Origin of the sequence: Promicromonospora sp. Populi (assembly GCF_041081105.1) — a bacterium.
Classification (GTDB): domain Bacteria; phylum Actinomycetota; class Actinomycetes; order Actinomycetales; family Cellulomonadaceae; genus Promicromonospora.
In genome coordinates this window covers 175,203-195,413 of the sequence record NZ_CP163528.1, presented here as the reverse complement: position 1 = coordinate 195,413, position 20,211 = coordinate 175,203, and the positions used below count along the sequence as shown (strand labels likewise).

At 72.1% G+C, this 20,211-nt stretch carries 21 protein-coding genes; 2 read left to right on the top strand and 19 right to left on the bottom strand.

What is annotated here, in order from left to right:
* The first annotated feature begins 458 nt into the window (after positions 1 to 458).
* Entirely contained in the window at positions 459 to 1,151 is a 693-nt protein-coding gene (locus tag AB1046_RS00900) for a M23 family metallopeptidase (protein ID WP_369371901.1), read from the top strand.
* A gap of 20 nt (positions 1,152 to 1,171) precedes the next feature.
* Here AB1046_RS00900 and AB1046_RS00895 read toward each other — a convergent pair whose 3' ends face one another.
* Entirely contained in the window at positions 1,172 to 2,125 is a 954-nt protein-coding gene (locus tag AB1046_RS00895; RefSeq protein WP_369371900.1) for a tyrosine recombinase XerC, read from the bottom strand.
* A 131-nt stretch (positions 2,126 to 2,256) separates the two neighbouring features.
* On the opposite strand from AB1046_RS00895, the gene AB1046_RS00890 reads away from it, so the two are divergent.
* Positions 2,257 to 3,213 (top strand): zinc-binding alcohol dehydrogenase family protein, encoded by a 957-nt coding sequence (locus AB1046_RS00890; RefSeq protein WP_369371899.1) that lies wholly within the window; start codon positions 2,257 to 2,259, stop codon positions 3,211 to 3,213.
* A 79-nt stretch (positions 3,214 to 3,292) separates the two neighbouring features.
* Here the strand turns inward: AB1046_RS00890 and dprA are convergent, their stop codons facing one another.
* The 18 genes from dprA to AB1046_RS00800 all read right to left on the bottom strand — a co-directional run bounded on the left by dprA (position 3,293) and on the right by AB1046_RS00800 (position 20,170).
* Positions 3,293 to 4,603, bottom strand: coding sequence for a DNA-processing protein DprA (dprA, locus tag AB1046_RS00885; protein ID WP_369371898.1), 1,311 nt, complete (start codon positions 4,601 to 4,603; stop codon positions 3,293 to 3,295).
* Complete coding sequence (locus tag AB1046_RS00880) at positions 4,596 to 6,143, bottom strand: YifB family Mg chelatase-like AAA ATPase (RefSeq protein WP_369371897.1); 1,548 nt, start codon at positions 6,141 to 6,143, stop codon at positions 4,596 to 4,598. Before AB1046_RS00880 ends, dprA begins: the two co-directional genes overlap by 8 nt.
* Complete coding sequence (locus AB1046_RS00875; RefSeq protein ID WP_369371896.1) at positions 6,143 to 6,574, bottom strand: YraN family protein; 432 nt, start codon at positions 6,572 to 6,574, stop codon at positions 6,143 to 6,145. Before AB1046_RS00875 ends, AB1046_RS00880 begins: the two co-directional genes overlap by 1 nt.
* A gap of 154 nt (positions 6,575 to 6,728) precedes the next feature.
* Positions 6,729 to 7,028 (bottom strand): DUF2469 domain-containing protein, encoded by a 300-nt coding sequence (locus AB1046_RS00870; RefSeq protein ID WP_119137991.1) that lies wholly within the window; start codon positions 7,026 to 7,028, stop codon positions 6,729 to 6,731.
* Between the two features lie 7 nt (positions 7,029 to 7,035).
* Positions 7,036 to 7,728: a ribonuclease HII gene (locus AB1046_RS00865; protein ID WP_369371895.1), complete on the bottom strand. Its 693-nt coding sequence runs from the start codon at positions 7,726 to 7,728 to the stop codon at positions 7,036 to 7,038.
* 3 nt (positions 7,729 to 7,731) lie between these two features.
* A complete protein-coding gene (gene lepB, locus AB1046_RS00860) occupies positions 7,732 to 8,409 on the bottom strand; it encodes a signal peptidase I (RefSeq protein WP_369371894.1) in 678 nt (225 codons plus the stop codon).
* Positions 8,410 to 8,709: 300 nt separating this feature from the next.
* Positions 8,710 to 9,057: a 50S ribosomal protein L19 gene (gene rplS, locus AB1046_RS00855; RefSeq protein ID WP_369371893.1), complete on the bottom strand. Its 348-nt coding sequence runs from the start codon at positions 9,055 to 9,057 to the stop codon at positions 8,710 to 8,712.
* 239 nt (positions 9,058 to 9,296) lie between these two features.
* Positions 9,297 to 10,094 (bottom strand): tRNA (guanosine(37)-N1)-methyltransferase TrmD, encoded by a 798-nt coding sequence (trmD, locus tag AB1046_RS00850; RefSeq protein ID WP_369375527.1) that lies wholly within the window; start codon positions 10,092 to 10,094, stop codon positions 9,297 to 9,299.
* Between the two features lies 1 nt (position 10,095).
* Positions 10,096 to 10,671: a ribosome maturation factor RimM gene (rimM, locus tag AB1046_RS00845; RefSeq protein WP_369371892.1), complete on the bottom strand. Its 576-nt coding sequence runs from the start codon at positions 10,669 to 10,671 to the stop codon at positions 10,096 to 10,098.
* A gap of 80 nt (positions 10,672 to 10,751) precedes the next feature.
* Positions 10,752 to 10,991 carry an RNA-binding protein gene (locus AB1046_RS00840; RefSeq protein ID WP_369371891.1) on the bottom strand — a complete coding sequence of 80 codons (240 nt, stop codon included), beginning with the start codon at positions 10,989 to 10,991 and terminating at the stop codon, positions 10,752 to 10,754.
* Entirely contained in the window at positions 10,991 to 11,416 is a 426-nt protein-coding gene (rpsP, locus tag AB1046_RS00835; RefSeq protein ID WP_369371890.1) for a 30S ribosomal protein S16, read from the bottom strand. The genes AB1046_RS00840 and rpsP overlap by 1 nt, the downstream gene beginning before the upstream one ends.
* 181 nt (positions 11,417 to 11,597) lie before the next feature.
* Positions 11,598 to 12,719, bottom strand: a complete 1,122-nt coding sequence (locus AB1046_RS00830) for an amidohydrolase family protein (protein ID WP_369371889.1) — start codon at positions 12,717 to 12,719, stop codon at positions 11,598 to 11,600.
* Positions 12,720 to 12,773: 54 nt separating this feature from the next.
* On the bottom strand, positions 12,774 to 14,411 hold the full coding sequence (gene ffh, locus AB1046_RS00825) for a signal recognition particle protein (protein ID WP_369371888.1): 1,638 nt from the start codon (positions 14,409 to 14,411) through the stop codon (positions 12,774 to 12,776).
* A 55-nt stretch (positions 14,412 to 14,466) separates the two neighbouring features.
* Positions 14,467 to 16,296: an HD domain-containing protein gene (locus AB1046_RS00820; RefSeq protein WP_369371887.1), complete on the bottom strand. Its 1,830-nt coding sequence runs from the start codon at positions 16,294 to 16,296 to the stop codon at positions 14,467 to 14,469.
* A 20-nt stretch (positions 16,297 to 16,316) separates the two neighbouring features.
* Positions 16,317 to 16,655 carry a P-II family nitrogen regulator gene (locus tag AB1046_RS00815; RefSeq protein ID WP_369371886.1) on the bottom strand — a complete coding sequence of 113 codons (339 nt, stop codon included), beginning with the start codon at positions 16,653 to 16,655 and terminating at the stop codon, positions 16,317 to 16,319.
* 43 nt (positions 16,656 to 16,698) lie between these two features.
* Positions 16,699 to 18,006, bottom strand: coding sequence for an ammonium transporter (locus AB1046_RS00810; protein WP_369371885.1), 1,308 nt, complete (start codon positions 18,004 to 18,006; stop codon positions 16,699 to 16,701).
* A gap of 307 nt (positions 18,007 to 18,313) precedes the next feature.
* Positions 18,314 to 19,507, bottom strand: a complete 1,194-nt coding sequence (ftsY, locus tag AB1046_RS00805) for a signal recognition particle-docking protein FtsY (protein ID WP_369371884.1) — start codon at positions 19,505 to 19,507, stop codon at positions 18,314 to 18,316.
* 120 nt (positions 19,508 to 19,627) lie between these two features.
* Complete coding sequence (locus tag AB1046_RS00800; protein WP_369371883.1) at positions 19,628 to 20,170, bottom strand: hypothetical protein; 543 nt, start codon at positions 20,168 to 20,170, stop codon at positions 19,628 to 19,630.
* Positions 20,171 to 20,211 lie beyond the last annotated feature (41 nt).

Here is a 20,211-nt window from a genome sequence, read left to right as displayed (position 1 = left end):
CACGTCCTTTCGGTGCGGTCCGAGATCAACTCGGGGACTCCGCACACAATTCAGGCGGCGCCGGAGCTCAGAGCCCGGTCCGCGGTTTGGGTTGGGTCGGCACCTTCGGTGCCCCTGGCGTCACTGTGCGCCCGACGCCGACCCTGTGGGCCGGACCGCTGCCGGACGCGACGTACCGTGACGCGCGTTGTCGACCAGTGCTCTCCTTGCCGGGCAAACAGATCGTCTGCCGGTTGGGGAGCGCATACCGGTCGCGGGTGGAAGTCTACCCGACCAGCCCAGGCAACGAGGACTCGGCCGAGGTGCCCCGGTTGTGACGTCGGCCGCGGCCGCTGAGAGCCCCTCGCGACCGCGGCAGTAGGCGGCGAGCATCACCACAGGAACGGTCTGGGCCCGGCTGTGCACAGGTGGGCTCGCAGGCCCGGCGCAGCGCCGGCCCGCTGGGCGAGGCTGACGGCATGACCACTCCGCCACGTACCCTCGGCCCGTTCCCCACAGCGGTCCGCGCCACGCTGCTCGCTCTCGCACTCGCTCTTGTCACGGTCGCGGCAGGTGCCCCCGCCGCTGCGCTGCGTTCCGGACCTGACGTAGCAGTCCAGGCGGATGCCGAGACGCTGCGCACGTCGGGCGGCGGCGTCCGGACCCCCTCGACCGCCGGCGCCGCGAGCAGCGCGGGCCGGAACGATCCCGCGGCGACCGGGTACGTGCCGCCCGTCCCCGGTGTGGACCCGCCGTTCGGCGTCGAGCGCCGGTTCGACCCGCCCGAGCAAGAGTGGGGCGCGGGGCACCGCGGAGTGGACCTGCTCGCTCCCGCAGGTACCCGCGTGGTCTCCCCCGGGCCCGGCGTCGTGACCTTCGCCGGACAGGTCGCGCGGCGCGGTGTAGTGGTGGTCACCCACCTCGACGGCCTGCGCAGCAGCCTGGAGCCGGTCGCCGCCTCCGTGCCGACCGGGACCGCCGTCACCGCCGGTACGGCGATAGGCGTGGTCGAGGGTGCGCGGACAGGCGACGGTGATCCAGGCGACAGGACGGCGCCGAACCACTGCGCGCCGCAGTCCTGCGTGCACTGGGGCGTGCGCAGGGGCGAGCGCTACCTCGACCCGCTATCGCTGTTGGACCGCCCGCCGATAGTGCTCCTACCCGACCGCTGACGCCCTGCGGATGGGAGCGCTCAGGCGCGCGGGAACGCCTGGGCGTAGACCGTGCGTAGGCGCTCGGCGTCGACGTGGGTGTAGCGCTGGGTGGTCGCCAGGTTGGCGTGGCCCAGCACCTCCTGGACGGCACGCAGGTCGGATCCGCCCTGCAGCAGGTGCGTGGCGGCGGAGTGCCGGAGCGCGTGGGGAGCGATGTCGTCCACCCCGGCCTGGGCCGCGAGCCGGTGCACGGCCTCGCGCACCTGGCGCTGGCCCCAGCGGCCGCCGCGCTCCCCCACGAGCAGGGCGTCACCGGTGGTGGCGGTCACCAGGGCGGGCCGGCCGTCGGTCAGCCAGGCCTCCACTGATCGCGCAGCCGGGATGCCGAACGGCACCACGCGTTCCTTGCCGCCCTTGCCGAGCACCCGCACGAGCCGGTCCCGGGAGTCCACGTGCCCGACGTCGACGGACACCAGCTCACCCACGCGGATCCCGGCGCCGTACAGCAGCTCCGCGGCGACCCACGACCGCAGGGCCGCCGGCCGCGTCGCCTCGTCGGCGTCGTCCGCGGCGGCTCGCGCCCCGTCGAGCAGCCGACCGGCGGCGTCGACGTCGAGCACTGTGGGCAGGGTGCGGGGCACCTTGGGGCTCGCGAGGCGGGCCGACGGGTCCACGGGCACCAGCCCCGTGCGGTGCGCCCAGCGCAGGAACGCGCGGGCGGAGGCGCCCCGGCGCGCGAGCGTGGAGCGCGCGAGCCCGCGCTCCGACTGCGACGCGAGCCAACCGCGCAGCAGGGTGAGGTCGATAGCGTCGAGCCGTGTGCTGCCGTGCCGCATCGCGAACCGGAGCAGGTCGGTCACGTCCGCCACATAGGCGCGCCGCGTATGGGCGGAGTGCCCGCGCTGCGCGTCGAGGTAGCTGGCGAACCGGGACACGGCGTCGGACTGGTGCTCGGGTAGCCGAGGTAGGCCGGACAGGTCGGTAAGGTCCACGTTTTCCAGTGTGCAGCTCGCTCGCCGCAGGACGGAGAAGGCGCGCCGCCGAGGTTTCGTTCCGACCGGTCGGTATGCCAGGATGGCGGACCGGACCAGCTGGTCAAGACGAGCCGTAGGAGGACCACAAGATGCGTGCTGTACAGGTGACCGAGTTCGGCGGACCCGAGATGCTCAAGTCCGTCGAGGTACCCGAGCCGACCGTAGGGCCCGGGCAGGTGCTCATCGACGTCACGCGCATCGGTGTGAACTACGCCGACACCCATCAGGTGGAGAACTCCTACCAGACGCCGACCAAGCTGCCGTTCGTCCCGGGCTCCGAGGTGATCGGCCGCACGCAGGACGGCACGCGGGTCGCCGCGCTGCTTACCGGCGGGGGCGGATACGCCGAGCGCGCCGTCACCGACGAGGCCATGACGTTCCCCGTGCCGGACGGCGTCGACGACCTCACCGCCCTGTCGATGCTGGTGCAGGGTGCGACCGCCTGGATCATGCTCCGCAAGAACGCCCACCTCGAACCCGGGGAGTCCGTGGTGGTGCACGCCGCCGCGGGCGGCGTCGGCACCATCGCCGTGCAGCTCGCCAAGGCGTGGGGCGCCGGTCGGGTGGTCGCGACGGCGAGCACCGACGACAAGCGCGCCCTGGCCCTCCGGCTCGGGGCCGACGTCGCCGTGGACTCTCGTGCCGACGACATGACGACGACCCTCATCGACGCCAACGGGCGCCGCGTCGACATCGTGCTCGACATGGTCGGCGGGACCACCACCGACCAGAGCATCGCGGCCCTAGCGCCGTTCGGCCGCCTCGTCTTCTACGGCATGGCGGGGCGCACGCAGCCCAAGGCCATCGAGCTGCGCAACCTGCTGGGCCACAGCACCACCGTCGCCGGCATGTGGCTGCCGCACGTGTTCCGCCTGCCCGGGAACATCTACGGCACCGCGCTGACGGAGCTGTTCGAGCTGGCCGGGCGTGGCGAGATCCGTGCCGTCGCGGGCGGCGAGTACGCGCTCGCCGACGCCCGGGACGCGCACGAGGCGCTGCGCTCGCGCGGGACCGTGGGCAAGCTCCTGCTCGACCCCACGCGCTGACCAGGTCGGACCCACTCGACCCCGCCCGGCCCGACCCACCCGACCTGGTCAGGTCGCGTCGGGCCGGGTCGCCCCCGGTTCATCGCCTGCGCCACCCTCCGTCCCGCTGCTCGGCCAGGCCCATCAGCTCCAGCAGCCCCAGCGCCCCGGTCGTGTCGCCGAGCGCTAGTCCCGCCGCTCGGGCTATCGAGTGCTCGTGCGCCGGCTTCCGTGCGGGCAGGGCGTCGAGCACCGCCTTGCCCGCCGCGTCGAGGTCGTCCTCGGCCCGGGTCTCGCCCTGCCGCCGCGGTGCGGTCTCGCCGAGGTCGCCGACCAGCTCGGCGGCCTCGGCGGCATCCGTGACGCAGATGGCAGCGCCGCGCCGGAGCAGCTCGTGGCAGCCGGCCGACGCCATCGACGTGACCGGGCCCGGCACGGCGCCCAGCGGGCGCAGCAGCGACGCCGCGTGGTTCGCCGTGGACAGCGCCCCCGACCGCACCGCGGCCTCGACCACGACCGTGCCCGACGTGAACGCCGCGATCAGCCGGTTTCGCTTGAGGAACCGCTGCTTGCCCGGCACCGACCCGGGCGGCACCTCGCTCACCACCGCACCCTGCTCGATGGCCCGCAACAGGAGGTCAGTGTTGCTCGCGGGGTAGAGCCGGTCGACGCCGCCCGCGAGGAACGCCAGGGTGGGCGATCCCGAGACCAGCGCACCACGGTGCGCCTCCGCGTCGATGCCGTTGGCGCCCCCGGAGACCACCGTGAACCCACGGTCGGCCAGGCCGCACGCCAGCGCGCGCGTCACGCGCACGCCGTAGTCGGTGCAGGCGCGCGAGCCCACCAGCGACACCGAGCGCGCCGCCAGCCGGGCCAGGTCGGGGTCACCACGCACCCACAAGGACAGCGGCGCGAGAACGCCGAGGTCGGCGAACGTCGTCGGCCAGCGAGGGTCGTCCGGGGTGAGGAACGTGCCGCCGTACCGGCCCAGCACCGCCAGCTCGCCCTCGGGGTCGAGCCGGTCGAGCCGGGGCGCCCAGCGCCGCACGGCGGCCACTACCAGCCCGGCCGCGCGTGTCCCGGCCACCTGCGGGCCCTCGGTGACGGGCCCGAGCAAGCGCCCGGGCGCATCGGCCCGGCCACCCGAAGCCCCACCGGCACCAGGCCCAGGACCCCCGGTTACCAGACCACCGCCACCGATCCGCCGGAGCGTGGCTCCGGCCCGCTCTGGCGCCCGGGCGGCGTCGACCAGCCAGTCGAGCGCGCCGGCGGGGCCGAGATGCCCCACCAGGGCGCCAGCCACAGGGTCGCCCGGCTCGGCGATCCGGCTCCAGGCGGCGCGTGCCAACACCGCGTCGGCGACGTCGAACCGCAGCTCGGTGCGCGGCAGCTCGAAGAGCGGTTCAGCCATGGTCGCCTCCCGTGCGCAGCAACAGCGCGTTCCCGACGTCGGACGCGGTGGGCGCGACGCGCCCTGCGAGATCGGCAAGGGTCCAGGCCATCCGCAGCACGCGGTCCACCCCACGCAGGCTGAGCCTGCCCTCGGTCATCGCCCGCTCGATGGGACCCAGCAGGCCGGGATGCGGTCTGAGCAGGTCCCGCAGGAACCGCCCCGGCATCTCCGCGTTGGTGGACCAGGGCGTGTCGGTCAGCCGGGCCCGCGCAGCCTCGCGCGCGACCAGGACCCGGGCCGCCACCGACGAGGTCGGCTCCGAGGTGCCCTCCGCCCGCTCGACCCGGTCGACGGGCTGCACCTCGACCTGCACGTCCACCCGGTCCAGCAGCGGGCCGGACAGCCGTGCGAAGTAGCGGCGGCGCAGCGCTGGCGAGCACGTGCACTCCAGCCCCTTGCCGATCGCCAGCCCGCACGGGCACGGGTTGGCCGCGAGGACGAGCTGGAACCGGGCGGGATAGCGCGCCGCGCCGCCCGACCGGTGGATCACCAGCTCGCCCTGCTCCAGCGGCTGGCGCAGCGTCTCCAGCACCTTGCTCCCGAACTCTGGCGCTTCGTCCAGAAAGAGCACGCCCCGGTGCGCCCGCGACACCGCCCCTGGGCGCGGTACGCCGGACCCGCCCCCGACCACCGCCGCCTGCGTGGCCGTGTGGTGCGGGTCCTCGAACGGGGGCCTGCGGATCAGTCCTCCGCCCGGGTCGAACGTGCCCGCCACAGAGTGCACGGCGGTGACCTCGACGGCCTCCCGGTCGGTGAGGTCGGGAAGGATCCCCGGCAGGCGCGAGGCCAGCATCGTCTTGCCCGCGCCCGGTGGGCCGACCAGGAGCAGGTGGTGGCCGCCCGCGGCCGCGACCTCCAGGGCGGCCCGCGGACGCTCCTGGCCGATCACGTCGGCCAGGTCGCCCGGCTGGCGCGCGGGCAGGGCTGGCCGGGCCGGCCGGACGGTCACCACGTCCCGCACCAGCTCGGGCGGCCCGCCGTGCAGGGCCACGACCTCTGCCAGGCTCGCCGCACCGACCACCCGCGCCCCGGGGACCAGCCGCGCCTCGTCGAGGTCCCCGGCCGCCACGACGACGTCCGGGTATCCCGCGTCGACCGCCGCTGCCACGCTCGGCAGCACCCCGCGCACCGGCTGGAGCCGCCCGTCGAGCCCAAGCTCACCCAGGTGCACCATCCGGTCGAGGCCGGTCCGGCTCAGCCCGGCGGACGACGGCCCTTCGGCGCCCGCCAGGATCGCCACGGCGATCGCCAGGTCGTAGGCGCTGCCCTGCTTGCGCAGCGACGCGGGCGACAGGTTCACCGTGATCTTCTTGACCGGCCACTGCAGCCCCGTAGAGGTCACCGCGGCCCGCACCCGGTCCCGCGACTCGCTCAGGGCGGCGTCGGGCAGCCCCACCAGCGAGAACCCCGGGACCGACGCCGCGAGGTGTGCCTGCACCTCCACCACGTGCCCCTGCATCCCGACGAGCGATACCGCCCGCGTGGTCGCCGTACCCATCAGGCCACCGACTCGAGGTGCTCGACGACGGCTCGCCCCTGCCGCGGCAGGGTCACGGCCACCACGTCGATCCGGATGGCGCCGAAGCGGGTGCGCACGTCCGGCAGCAGCGGCACCGGGCTGCCCGGCATCGCCTCCTCGTGCAGCCGGGCCGTGGCGAGCCCGTCCCGGAACGCGGTGAGCCACTGCCCCGTCAGCCGCTTGATGCGCGCCAGCTTGCGAGGCGTGACCGCCTCCGCGGGATGCCCGAAGCCCACCCCGGACCGAGTCTTGACCTCGACCACCACGAGCACGTCGCCGTCGAGGGCGACGATGTCGAGCTCCCCGTCCTTGCCGCGCCAGTTGGTGTCGAGCACCGACCAGCCGCGTTCCTCCACGTGCCGCAGCGCCACCCGCTCGCCGTACCGGCCCACGCCGTCTTTCTTCGCCATCGCGTCCACCTCCGTGACCAGCCTTGGTCACGACAGGAGGGTCCGACGGCGCACGCGGGGTCACCTGTGCACAGATCGACGATCCACAGGCTCGGCGTTCCGCTCGAAGCGTTGGGGTCTCGTCACGGAGGTCTGTGCTGGCCTCCGAAAAGTTTCAGAGCGCCAGCTCGGCCTTAGCCAGCTCCTCGACGTTCACGTCCTTGAACGTCACCACGCGCACCGACTTCACGAAGCGCGCCGACCGGTAGACGTCCCACACCCAGGCGTCGCCGAGCCGCAGCTCGAAGTACACCTCGCCCGCGGCGGACCGGACCTGCAGGTCCACCTGGTTGGCCAGGTAGAACCGGCGTTCGGTCTCCACCACATAGGAAAACAGGCCCACCACGTCGCGGTACTCGCGATAGAGCGCGAGCTCCATCTCCGTCTCATAGTTCTCGAGGTCTTCGGCGCTCACGACGACATCATCCCACCGACGCGGCAGTTCCGGGCAGGTTCCAGGATCTGCGGTGCTGTGGTGTCGGCCCGTGCAGCCCGAGGGCGTCCATGTGCGCCTTCGCGCTGTAGCCCTTGTTCTGGTCCCACGCGTACTCGGGGTGCCGCTGCGCCAGCTCGACGAGGATCCCGTCGCGCTCCACCTTGGCCAGCACGCTGGCCGCGGCCACCGACGTACAGGTCATGTCCGCCTTGATCAGCGTCCGCACGGCGGGTTCGGGTCCCATCTCGGCGGGAGTGGCGTCCGCGGCCGCGAACAGGTCGAGCGACGGGGTCGAGAGCCAGTTGTGCTTGCCGTCCAGCACAACGACGTCGACGTCACCGCACACGAGCCGCACCTGGGCGAGCGCGCGCCGTCCGGCCATCCGGAGCGCGGCGATGATGCCGTGCTCGTCGATCTCGGCCGGGCCTGCGTGCCCCACACCCCAGGCCACCGCCCAGCGCCGCACGGCGGGCGCGATCGCCTCGCGCGCGGCCGGCGTCAGCAGCTTCGAGTCGGCGACACCCTTCGGCCCGGTGCGCGTCGCGGCGTCGACCACCACGACGCCCACGCTCACGGGGCCCGCGAGGGCCCCGCGCCCCACCTCGTCCATCCCCGCGACGAGGCGGGCGCCGGAGGCGAGGAGCGCCCGCTCCTGACGCAGCGTGGGTACCGCGCGCACGGCCTACTGCCCCGCGGGAGGTGCGTCGGGGACACCCGCGAAGACGTCGTTCGGGCGGCTGTGCCAATTCAGGCGGTCCAGCGGCCACACGGTGGCGAACGCCGTCCCCACCACGTTGTCGACCGGCACGAACCCGCCGCCCGGCTTGCTGCGGTTGTACCGCGAGTCCATGGAGTCCTGGCGGTTGTCGCCCATCACCCAGAGCATGCCGTCGGGCACGGTGACGTCGAACGGGTCCTGGCTCGGGATCGACCCCGGCTTGATGTACGACTCGTCGATCGGCGTGCCGTTCACCGACACCCGCCCCTCGGCGTCACAGCACACGACCGTGTCGCCGGGCAGGCCGATCAGGCGCTTGATGAGGTGGTCGCCCGTGTCCTGCGGCAGCAGGCCCACGGTGGTCAGGAACGACACCGCGGCATCGCCGACCGGCCCACGCTCCGGCGGCACGTACGGCGGCAGCCAGTCGCCCGGGTCCACGAAGACGACGATGTCCCCGTGCTCCAGGTCGAACGGGCCGGGCGTCAGGCGCGACGCCATCACGCGGTCACCCTGCGTGAGGGTGTCCTCCATGGAGGCGCTCGGGATGTAGAACGGCTGCACGAGCAGCGTCTTGATCAGCCACGAGAGGACCAGCGCGCTGATCACGATGATGCCGACCTCTTTGAGCATCGAGAACATGCCTGACTGCTGCTTTCTCGGCTCCCGACCGTGCGCCGCCCCGCTTCGACGATGCTCCCCGCTGCCGGCCCACGGATCTGCTGCGCTCAAGGGCGTCCCATCGATAGGGGTGGGCGGAACCACCCGGTCAAAACTCGTCACGGGGGTAACTCTGTCACCTCGGAGCGCCAGCGGCGAAATGGCCTCGCGATCACACACCGACCCTGTCGGAAATCCGCACAGACCTGGGCAGGTACGACGCCGGCCGCCACCCTCGAACAGAGGATGACGGCCGGTTCCGAGTGCGTTGAGGCGTAGGCCTCAGCTCTCGCGCTTCTCGCGGATCTTCGCCTTCTTGCCGCGGAGCTCGCGCAGGTAGTAGAGCTTCGCGCGGCGCACGTCACCGCGGGTGACGAGCTCGATCGACTCGATGGTCGGCGCGTGCAGCGGGAACTTACGCTCCACACCGACACCGAAGCTGACCTTGCGGACGGCGAACGTCTCGCCGATCCCGCCGCCGTGGCGGGAGATCACGACGCCCTGGAACGCCTGGACACGAGAGCGGTTGCCCTCGACGACCTTGACGTTGACCTTGACGGTGTCACCGGCACGGAACTCCGGGATGTCGGACCGCAGCGAGGCTGCGTCGATCATGTCGAGCTTCTGCATTGTTCTCTCCGGGCCTGCCACAGGTCAGACGCGAATCTCGTGGGCTCTGACGCGGCCTGGCGGCCGGCAGAGTCCCGGAAGGTTGTGAAGGGTGGTGCGGCTTGACCCGGTCGGGGGCGGTAACCCGCCCCGGTCGTCCCCTGTGGCAGAGACCTGACCGGCGACGCACCAACGGTTCATTTTGCCACACATGCGGGTGGGACGACGACCCGTGCGGGTGTGACCTGGACCGTACGAGATCAGGCCCGCACGAGGCCCTCCGGGCCGGGCACCCAACCGAGCTCCCCGAGCAGCGCCAGGTCGTGCTTGTCCAGGCTCGCCACGTCCAGCGCGGCGATCATGTCCGGACGGCGCTGCGCTGTCCGCTCCAGCGCGCGGTCCCGGCGCCAGCGCTCGATCTTCGCGTGGTGCCCGGACAGCAGCACCTCCGGGATCTCCAGCTCCGCCCACGACGGTGGCTTGGTGTACACCGGGTACTCCAGGAGCCCCGCCGCCCCGTGCGACTCCTCCACCAGCGAGTCCGGGTTGCCGACCATGCCGGGGATCAGCCGCGCCACAGCCTCGATCATGACGAGCGAGGCGACCTCGCCGCCGTTGAGCACGTAGTCGCCGATGGACAGCTCGTGCACGGTGACCCCGGCGGAGCGGTAGTGCTCGGCGACCCGCGCATCGATGCCCTCGTACCGCCCGCACGCGAACACGAGCTGCTCGGCCGACGCGAGGTTCTCGGCGTGCCGCTGGGTGAACACCTCACCGGACGGCGTCGGCACGATCAGGTGCGCACCTGGCCGTACCCCGGCCCCGTCCGGCAGTCCGAGCACCTCGTCGATCGCAAGGCCCCACACGTCCGGTCGCATGACCATGCCCGCTCCCCCGCCGAACGGGGTGTCGTCCACCGTACGGTGCCGGTCCGTGGTCCAGTCGCGCAGGTCGTGCACGCGCAGGTCCAGCAGGCCGCGCTGCCGCGCCTTGCCCACCAGCGACAGGTCGAGCGCCGCCAGGTAGTCGGGAAAGATCGAGACGACGTCGACGCGCACGTCAGTCGTCTTCCCGGTCGGCGACGTCGACATCATCGGCACGGTCGACGACAGCGGCGTCCGCGTCCCGCGCCAGCAGCCCGCCGGGCGGGCTCAGCACCACGCGACCGCCCGCGACGTCGACCACGGGCACGATCGCCAGGACGAACGGGATGAGCGTGCGGGCCGTTCCGCCGTCGGGCAGGCTCTCCTCGATGAGCAGCGCCTCGTGCGCGGGCTGGTACTCCAGGGTGATGACCTTGCCCACCACGGTGCCGTCCTCGAGCTCGACGCGTAGGCCCTCGAGCTCGTGGGGGTACCAGGCGTCCTCCTCGTCGGAGGCGTCCTGCTCGACGACGAGCTCCGTGCCGCGCAGCTCCTCCGCCGCGGTCCGGCCGGTGACCTCGGCGAACGTGACCAGCCACCGGCCCTGGTGCTCGCGCGAGTGCGTCACGGTCAGCGGTCCGACGCCGGCCGGCACGGTCTGGAGCTGCTCGCCGATCGCGAGCCGGGTCTCGGGGTCGTCGGTGCGCACGTCGAGGGCCACCTCGCCCTTGAGCCCGTGCGCCTTGCTGACGCGGGCGACGGTCAGCTGCATGTTTCTCCTTGAGAATGAGAATGAGCAAGGCCCGGTCCGCGTTCGGACCGGGCCTCGTCGTCGTGCTGAATGCTAGGCGTTCAGCGCCGGTCGACGTCCACGACGTCGACCCGCACCGGGCCGTCGGTGGCGAGTGCACCGACCACGGTGCGCAGAGCGCGGGCCGTGCGACCACCCCGGCCGATGACTCGGCCCAGGTCGTCGGGGTGCACTCGGACCTCGAGCAGGTCACCACGGCGCAGCGACTTCGCAGAGACGCGAACGTCCTCCGGGTTGTCCACGATGCCGCGCACCAGGTGCTCGAGGGCCTCCGAGAGCATCAGGCCTCGTCGCCCTCGGCGGCAGCAGCCGGTGCCTCGGCGGCGGCGGCAGCAGCCTTCTCGGCAGCCTTGGCCTTGGCCTTCTCGGCATCGGCGTTGACGGCCTCGATAGCGGAAGCCGTGTCGGCCTTCTCGCCCTTGACGCGCAGGGTGCCCTCGGCGCCCGGCAGGCCCTTGAACTTCTGCCAGTCACCGGTCACCTTGAGCAGAGCGGCGACCTGCTCGGTCGGCTGTGCGCCGACGCCGAGCCAGTACTGTGCGCGCTCCGACTTGATGTCGATGAGCGACGGCTCCTCGGTCGGGTGGTACTTGCCGATCTCCTCGATCACACGACCGTCGCGCTTGGTGCGCGAGTCGGCGACGACGACACGGTAGTACGGGGCCCGGATCTTGCCGAGGCGCTTGAGACGAATCTTGACAGCCACGAAGTGGTCTCTCCTGTTATCTGATGGGTTGGTCCCGAGCACCGCGACGTGGGGTGAAGCAGTGGGTGGGACCGGAACGCGGCCTGACCGGGTGAGAGGGGCCCGGGCGCGCCGAGTACCTGCACATTGTGCCAGACGCCGCAGGCCCCCACCAACCGCGTGTGCGTCACACCCTGGGCGGTCAGCGCGCGGTCGGGTAGATCACACCGCGCAGCACGACGGCGGTCGGGTACCGCAGCACCTCGATGTTCTCGCGCGGGTCCGCCGGGTACACCACGAGGTCGGCGCTGGACCCCTCGACGACGGCCCCGAAGCCGAGGTAGTCGCGCGCCCGCCAGGACGCCATCGCCACGACCTCCGCCGCCGGGATGCCGGCCGCGACCAGCTCGGCGCACTCGTCGGCGATCCGGCCGTGCGAGATGGTGCCGCCGGCGTCCGTGCCGACCAGGAGCTGCACACCCGACTCGTGCAGGTCGCGCACCTGCTGGTAGCGGTTCGCGTACATGGCACGCATCCGCTCCGCGTACCGGGGGTACTTGCCGTCGGCCTGCGCCGCGATGTTCTCGAACTGCCCCACCTGCAGCAGGGTGGGGGTGACGGCGACCCCGCGCTCGGCAGCCACCGCCATGTGCTCGGCGGTCATGCCGGTGCCGTGCTCGATGCAGTCGACCCCGGCGGCCAGCAGACCGTCGATGGTCTCGGCGGCGAAGGAATGCACTGTTACCCGGGCTGCCTCGGCGTGCGCCACGGCGACCGCTTCCACGAGCATGTCCTGGGGCCACAGGGGCCGCAGGTCACCGTCGGCCCCCAGCGAGCGGTCGATCCAGTCGCCCACGAGCTTGACCCAGCCGTCGCCGCGGCGGGCCTCGGTACGCACCGCCTGCGGGAGCTGGTCCGGGGACTCGAGCTCCAGCCCGTAGCCGCGCAGGTACCGCTTGGGCAGCGCAAGATGCGTACCCGCTCGCAGCAGGTGCGGCAGGTCGGCGCGCTCGTGCACCCACGCGGTGTCGAGCGGCGAGCCGGCGTCGCGGACCAGCAGCACCCCGGCGTCACGGTCCGCCACCGCCTGCTTCTCGGCCTCGCCCAGGGACACCACGCCGTCGCCCGCGAGCCCGATGTGGCAGTGCACGTCGACCAGGCCGGGCACCGCCCAGCCCTCCAGCACCCGCATGTTGGTGCCCTGCGCCGACGGGCGGGTGAGGCTCACGCGGCCTCCGCGAACCCAGATCTCCTCGGCCTCGCGGTCGTCACCCAGCAGGATGCGCCCGCGGATCGCCGCGGTCGGACCTTCCAGCGCAGACATCCGGCTCCTTCAATCTCCCCGACTCACCCTGTGGACACGCCCTGCCGACCGCCGTCAGCGGCCCAAGAACTTCTCCAGACCCGCAGGGAGCTCGAGCTTGCTCAGGTCGGGCGCCTCGTCCTTCTTCGGCGCGACGCCGAAGGCGGAGCCCGCGGACGCGGCCGGCTTGGCGGCGGCGCCACCGCCGAGGGCGCGCTGCATGGCCTCCTGCTCCTGCTGGGCCCGCTTGGCCGGGTTCCCCGACTTGCCCTTCTTGCCCTTCTTCGGCGGCAGCGTCTTGCCACGGGACTTCTTGCCCATACCCATGCCGGGGCCGCCCGGCATCGCGGGCATCCCGCCCGGGCCCATACCGCCGCCCTTGGCCATCTGCTTCATCATCTTCTGGGCGTTCTCGAAACGCTCCAGGAGCTGGTTGATGGCCGTGGTGGTGGTGCCGGATCCCTTGGCGATGCGGGCCCGGCGCGAGCCGTTGATGATCTTCGGGTTGTCACGCTCGGTCGGCGTCATCGAGTGGATGATCGCCTCGATGCGGCCCACCTCGCGCTCGTCGAACTGGTCGAGCTGGTCGCGCATCTGGCTCATGCCCGGCATCATGCCGAGCATCTTCTTCATCGAGCCCATGTTCTTCAGCTGCTGCATCTGCACCAGGAAGTCGGCCAGCGTGAAGTCCTGGCCGGTGGCCAGCTTCTGCGCCATCTTCTCGGCCTCGCCGGCGTTGAACGCCTTCTCGGCCTGCTCGATCAGGGTGAGCACGTCACCCATGTCGAGGATGCGGCTCGCCATGCGGTCGGGGTGGAAGACCTCGAAGTCCGTCAGCTTCTCGCCGGTGGACGCGAACATGATCGGCCGGCCGGTCACCTTGGCGACCGAAAGGGCGGCACCACCGCGGGCGTCGCCGTCCAGCTTGGAGAGCACGACGCCGGTGAAGTCGACGCCGTCGGCGAAGGCCTTGGCAGTGTTCACCGCGTCCTGGCCGATCATCGCGTCGATGACAAACAGGACCTCGTCCGGGTTCACGGCCGCGCGGATGTCCGCCGCCTGCCGCATCAGCACCTCGTCGATGCCGAGTCGGCCGGCGGTGTCGACGATCACCACGTCGTGCTGCCGGTCCTTCGCGTACGCCACACCGTCCCGGGCGACGGCGACCGGGTCGCCGACCAGGGGCGCGTCGGCCGCGGGGTCGTCGGCCTCGGACGTGTTGCCCGGGTGCGGCGCGAACACCGGCACGCCGGCACGCTCCGCGACCACGGACAGCTGCGTCACCGCGTTGGGGCGCTGCAGGTCGGCGGCGACCAGCACCGGGGTGTGCCCCTGGCCCTTCAGTGCGTACGCGAGCTTGCCCGCCAGGGTCGTCTTACCGGCGCCCTGGAGGCCCGCGAGCATGATGACCGTCGGCGGCGTCTTGGCCAGCGTGAGCGGGCGGGTGGCCCCGCCGAGGATGTCGACGAGCTCCTCGTTGACGATCTTGACGACCTGCTGGGCCGGGTTCAGCGCCCCCGAGACCTCGGACGACAGCGCGCGCTCGCGCACCGCGCCGGTGAACTCGCGCACCACTGGTACCGCGACGTCGGCGTCGAGGAGGGCGCGGCGGATCTCCCGCACGGTCGCGTCGATGTCCGCCTCGGAGAGACGGCCCCGCGTGCGCAGGTTCTTGAACGTCGAGGTAAGCCGGTCGGACAGGGAATTGAACACGGGCCTAGCGTAATCGAGACCAGTCGGCTCTAGTTCATCCAGGTAGCGCTCTAGTTCATCCGGTGAGCAAATTCCGCGCCCGCTCCGTCAGCCCGTCCACGAGCTGCGAGCGCCAGCCTGTCCAGTGCTTGGGCCCCAGCGACGTGGTGTCGGCCTCGGTCAGGGCGCGCAGCACGTCGAGCAGGTCGCGCCGGTGGTCCACCGCCTCCAGGAGTGTCTCCAGCGTGGCCGGGTCGTCAGGGTCGGCCCGGGTGGCCAGGTCGGCGAGCGTGAGGTGGTGCCGCACGAGCCGCGTCACGTCGTCGACCACCTGGGGTGGGAAGCCCGCGCGGGCCAGGATGCCCGGCACCAGCCGGGCGCCCTGGACGGAGTGGTCGGCCGCGCCGCGCACCTTGCCGATGTCGTGCAGCAGCGCGGACAGCAGCAGGAGGTCGCCGGCGCCCACCCCGACGTCCGGCCCAGTCCCCTGCCCGACGCCGGGTGCGAGCTCCGGCAGCCGACGCCGCAGCCGGGCGGCCACCGCCACCGTCTCGATGAGGTGCCGGTCCACGGTGTGCCGGTGGATCGCGGCGCGCTGCGGCCGGTTGCGCACGTCCGCCCACTCCGGGAACCAGGAGGTCACCACCCCGGCGAGGTCGAGCGCCTCCCAGACGGGGATCTGCGCCGGCCCGGCGGCGAGCAGGGCGAGCAGGGCCTCGCGCGCAGCCGGCGGCCACGGTTCGGGCAGTGGCGGGCTCTGCTCCAGGCTCTGGATCGTCACGGGCGACAGCACGAGCCCGGTCCGCGCCGCCGTCGCCGCGGCCCGCAGGGGCAGCAGCGGGTCCGACGCCGGCCGTGTGCCCACGCCGAGCACCAGCTCGCCGTCGTGCTCCACCAGGCCGTCGCCCACCGAGCGCAGGCGCGGCGGCGTGCGCCGTCCGCGGACCATCATCGGCTTGCCCACGCCCACCGGGCGGGACAGCGACTGCCGGGCGCGGCGGATGGTCATGTCGAGCGCGTAGGAGATCACGCGGCCCGACTCGGCGAGGCTCGCCAGCAGCTCGTCGCCGTCGTCGTACCCGGTGCGCTCGGCGACCTCCTCGAGGTCCGCGAGCAGGAGGCGACTGGTGCGCCGCCGAGTGACCACCTGCAGGGTGTCGCGCACGTCGAGCAGGTGCGTGTAGGCGGCGTCGACCGCGCCGTGCGGGCGGTCGGTGAGCCAGGTCGCCGCCAGCGCGGACAGCAGGATCGCGTCCCGCATGCCGCCGCGCGCCTCCTTGAGGTCGGGCTCGATGAGGTAGGCGAGCTCGCCTGCGCGCTGCGCGCGGTCGCGCGTGGAGGAGATGAGCTCGGGCAGGCGCCGCCGCGCGGCGGCGCGCCAGTCGGTCAGCACTGCAGACGCGGCCCGGTGCACGACGACGGCGTCGCCCGCCACCGCCCGCACGCTCAGCCAGCCGATCACCGCCGGGAGGTCGCTGGCCGCCACCTGCCGGGACTGGCTCAGCGACCGCACCGCGTGGTCGATGTCGACCCCCGAGTCCCACAGCGGGTACCAGAGCCGCTCGGCCACCTGCTGCAGCTCGGCTGCCGAGTGGGTACGGCCGTCGTGCACGAGCACGAGGTCGAGGTCGCTCAGCGGGCCGAGCTCGCCCCGGCCGAGGCTGCCGACGGCCGCCAGGGCGATACCCGACTGCTCGACGTCCTTGGTCGCCTCGGCGAACAGCGCGCCGAGACGCTCGGTGACCCGCTGCCCGACGGCGGACCGGCGGGCCAGGCCCGAACGGCCCGGACCCGTGAGGTCCGCGGCGATGGTGAGGAGTTCGTCGCGGAGGCCCCGCACCCCGACGGTGGGGTGCGGGGCCTCCGCCTGCTCCCTGGCGCCCTCGGGCACCGGGTCACTTGTCATACGACGGTGAGCGCTCCCGGTCAGAGGGCGGCGTCGCCGTGCTCGCCGGTGCGCACGCGGGCCACGTCGTCGACCGACACGACCCACACCTTGCCGTCACCGATCTTGCCGGTCTGGGCAGCGCCGACGAGCGCGTCGGTCACCGCGGTGACGTCAGCGTCCGTGACGAGCACCTCGATGCGGACCTTGGGCACCAGGTCGACGGTGTACTCAGCACCGCGGTAGACCTCGGTGTGGCCCTTCTGACGGCCGTAGCCGCTGGCCTCGCTCACGGTCATACCGCGAACCCCCGCACCCTCCAACGCCGTCTTCACGTCGTCGAGACGGTGGGGCTGGATGACACCCGTGACGAGCTTCATGCGCTTACCTCCTGAAAAGTCGATTGCTGCACCGTGGTCACGGTCAGCGCACCTCGGTGATGGTGGAGCCGGAGTTCTCGTACGCCGTCTCGCCGTGGACGGCGAGGTCGATGCCGCTAACCTCCGCCTCCTCGGAGATGCGCCAGCCCAGGGTGAACTTGAGGCCGTAGGCGATGATCGCGGTGACGACGCCGCTGAACACGACGGCGATCAGCGCGGCGACGATCTGAGTGATCAGCTGCGTGACACCACCACCGTAGAACAGACCGTTGAGCGCGCCGTCCGGGTACCAGACGCCGAAGGACTCAGCGTTGTCGGTGGCGAAGAAGCCGAGCAGCACGGTGCCGACGAGGCCACCGACCAGGTGCACGCCGACCACGTCGAGCGAGTCGTCGAAGCCGAACTTGAACTTCAGGCCCACGGCGAGGGCGCAGAGGATGCCGGCGACGAGGCCGATGGCGATCGAGCCGTAGGTGTCGACCGCGGCAGCCGCCGGGGTGATGGCGACCAGGCCGGCCACGACGCCGGAAGCGGCACCGAGCGTGGTGGGCGCGCCGTCACGGAACTTCTCCGTGGCCATCCAGGCGAGCATTGCGACGCCGGTCGCGACGAGGGTGTTCAGCCAGGCGCGGCCCGCGGTGCCGTCGGCGGCGAACTCGGAACCGGCGTTGAAGCCGAACCAGCCGAACCACAGGAGGGCGGCGCCGAGCATGACGAACGGCAGGTTGTGCGGGCGCATGGCCTCGGTACCGAAGCCCTTGCGCTTGCCGATGATCAGCGCGAGCACCAGGCCGGCGGTGCCGGCGTTGATGTGCACCACGGTGCCGCCGGCGAAGTCGATCGGGACCGACAGGGCCGTGGCGATCGGACCCTCGGGGCCAAGGAGGCCGAGGCCCCACACCATGTGCGCGACGGGGCTGTAGACCAGCGTCACCCACAGGGCGGCGAAGACGAGCCAGGTGCTGAACTTGACGCGGTCCGCGATGGCGCCGGAGATGAGGGCGACCGTGATGATCGCGAACGTGGCCTGGTAACCCGCCGCGACGGTCGCCGGGACACCGGCGGCGAACATCAGCGAGTCGGCGTCGGTGATCGCGAGGCCGAAGTAGTCGGCGGGGTTGCCGATGAAACCACCGAGGTCGCTGCCGAAGGTCAGCGAGTAGCCGTAGAGCACCCAGATCAGACCGACAACGCCGATCGAGCTGAAGCTCATCATCATCATGTTGAGGACGCTCTTACCGCGCACCATGCCGCCGTAGAAGAACGCCAGTCCAGGCGTCATCAGCAGCACGAGCGAGGCGGCGGTGATCATCCAGGCAGTGTTTCCACTGTCCAGAGCAAACTCTTCCATCAGATGCCTCTCTCCCCGGACCGGATCCTGTTGACTCGGCCCACCGCGACTACCGTCCCGGGAAGCCGTTACGCGTGACCTGCACGGAGGTTACGAGCGCGTGACGCAGCCGGGAAGCATGTAAACGTCTTATTTCGCAGCCGAATTGGGTTAAATATCCAGGCGAACCGTGATCCGATCGTGATTCCTCTGGTATCCGCCTGTAACGAGTCTGCGCATAAGCGTTCTCATATATTGGACACTTCGCCGACGTTCGGCAATTCATGGCCGAATTCGAGACCTTAACTCAGCCGAGTTCATCTCCGGCTCAGCCGAGAATTCCGTCCACGAAGTCCTCGACGTCGAACGGCGCCAGGTCGTCCGGGCCCTCACCGAGGCCGATGAGCTTGACCGGGACGCCGAGCTCACGCTGCACCTGCACCACGATCCCGCCCTTCGCGGTCCCGTCCAGCTTGGTCAGCACGATGCCCGTGACACCCGCGACCTCAGCGAAGACGCGGGCCTGCGAGAGCCCGTTCTGACCGGTGGTCGCGTCCAGCACCAGCAGCACCTCGCTCGGCGCGGCAACCTTGCTGGCCACGCGCACGATCTTGCCGAGCTCGTCCATAAGGCCGGCCTTGTTCTGCAGGCGCCCCGCGGTGTCCACGAGCACCACGTCGATCTTCTCGTCCCGGCCGCGGGCGACGGCCTCGAACGCCACCGACGCCGGGTCCGCGCCCTCGCGGTCCGAGCGCACCGTCGGCACCCCCACGCGGTTGCCCCAGGTGGTGAGCTGGTCCGCCGCCGCGGCCCGGAACGTGTCGGCGGCGCCGAGCACAACGCTGCGGCCGTCCGCGACCAGGACCCGGGCCAGCTTGCCGACCGTCGTCGTCTTGCCGGTGCCGTTCACGCCCACCACGAGTGTGACTGCGGGCAGGTGGGTGCCGTCCTCCGCGGTGGTCGGTTCGGTCTTCAGCGTCCGGTCCAGCTCCGGCTGCAGGAGCGCGACGAGCTCCGAGCGCAGGAGGTCGCGCACCGCCGTCGGCTCACGAACACCCAGCACGCGGACCCTGGTGCGCAGCGCTTCCAGCAGCTCGGTGGTGGGGCCGGCACCGACGTCGGCGAGGAGCAGCTCCTCCTCGATCTCGTCCCAGTCGTCCTCGGTGAGCGCGTCTCGGGACAGGACGGACAGCAGCCGGGCGCCCAGCGGCGAGCCCGAGCGCGCGAGGCGGTCGCGGAGCCGCACCAGGCGGCCCGCGGTGGGCGCCGGGGCCTCGACCACCGCGCGCGGCGGACCTGTGGTCTCGGGGACCGAGTCGGGCGCCTCGCGGGTCGAGCCGGTCGCGCCCGGCTCGACCGCCGCCGTCTCCGACCTCGCCTCCGGCGCCTGCTCGGTGGCCAGGCCGTCGCCCTGGTCCTGGGCCCGTCTCCGGCGTCGTCCGACAAGGACACCGGCGAGGCCGCCACCGCCCGCGAGGACGACGAACGCGGCGATGATCTCGATCCAGGGAAGCTCGTTCACGCCGCGATTCTTTCATCTCGCGGACGGCGGGGTGGGAGCCCTCAAATTCTCGGCCACGGCGGCCGGAGCGGAGTGAGGGTACGCCGGTGATCGTCTCGCACCGCACGGTCTAGCGCGGACTCAGCTCGCGGCCTGGGCCGGGCCTTCCGCAGCCGGGGCCGTCTCCTGGGAGACCTTCTGCACCGTCCGCACGGTCCGGGCCGGCCGGACCGCCCGCAGCTGGCCGGGGACCAGGTTCGCCGGCCTGAGCGGCACGGTCCCGAGCGGCACGTGCAGGGTCCGCTGTGCCTGGTCCCGAGCCCGGTTCAGGACGTCGGTCAGCTCCTCGGCGTCGACGTAGCCGGGCTTCGACTCGATGGTCGCGGCGAAGAACTCCGACATCCCCATGTCTACCGGCGAGGTGTCGGGCTTGACGACGGGAGGCTTGCCGACCCAGACGGAGGGGGCGCCCACCGCGTGCGTCGCGACGGCGGAGGCGCCGCGGCGTCGGCCGTCCCTGCGCCGCTTGGCGTCACCGCGAAGGTGGATGATGATGGACCGGAACCACTGGAGGAACGAAAATTCCTCCGTCTTGTTCGCGGGCGCGTCCATCTGACTGGCTACGACGAAGACGCCCACCGCCAGGACCAGGCACACCACGAGCAAAATGACCGACCACCACATAGCCCTATTGTGTCGTGTCTTGTCCGGTCGTGCCGTCCAGA

Coding starts and splice junctions, on each gene's coding strand:
- AB1046_RS00900 (WP_369371901.1), top strand. CDS start 459: ATGACCACTCCGCCACGTACCCTCGGCCCGTTCCCCACAGCGGTCCGC.
- AB1046_RS00890 (WP_369371899.1), top strand. CDS start 2,257: ATGCGTGCTGTACAGGTGACCGAGTTCGGCGGACCCGAGATGCTCAAG.
- dprA (WP_369371898.1), bottom strand. CDS start 4,603: ATGGCTGAACCGCTCTTCGAGCTGCCGCGCACCGAGCTGCGGTTCGAC.
- AB1046_RS00880 (WP_369371897.1), bottom strand. CDS start 6,143: ATGGGTACGGCGACCACGCGGGCGGTATCGCTCGTCGGGATGCAGGGG.
- AB1046_RS00875 (WP_369371896.1), bottom strand. CDS start 6,574: ATGGCGAAGAAAGACGGCGTGGGCCGGTACGGCGAGCGGGTGGCGCTG.
- lepB (WP_369371894.1), bottom strand. CDS start 8,409: ATGTTCTCGATGCTCAAAGAGGTCGGCATCATCGTGATCAGCGCGCTG.
- rplS (WP_369371893.1), bottom strand. CDS start 9,057: ATGCAGAAGCTCGACATGATCGACGCAGCCTCGCTGCGGTCCGACATC.
- rimM (WP_369371892.1), bottom strand. CDS start 10,671: ATGCAGCTGACCGTCGCCCGCGTCAGCAAGGCGCACGGGCTCAAGGGC.
- AB1046_RS00840 (WP_369371891.1), bottom strand. CDS start 10,991: ATGCTCTCGGAGGCCCTCGAGCACCTGGTGCGCGGCATCGTGGACAAC.
- AB1046_RS00830 (WP_369371889.1), bottom strand. CDS start 12,719: ATGTCTGCGCTGGAAGGTCCGACCGCGGCGATCCGCGGGCGCATCCTG.
- AB1046_RS00820 (WP_369371887.1), bottom strand. CDS start 16,296: ATGACAAGTGACCCGGTGCCCGAGGGCGCCAGGGAGCAGGCGGAGGCC.
- AB1046_RS00815 (WP_369371886.1), bottom strand. CDS start 16,655: ATGAAGCTCGTCACGGGTGTCATCCAGCCCCACCGTCTCGACGACGTG.
- AB1046_RS00810 (WP_369371885.1), bottom strand. CDS start 18,006: ATGGAAGAGTTTGCTCTGGACAGTGGAAACACTGCCTGGATGATCACC.
- AB1046_RS00800 (WP_369371883.1), bottom strand. CDS start 20,170: ATGTGGTGGTCGGTCATTTTGCTCGTGGTGTGCCTGGTCCTGGCGGTG.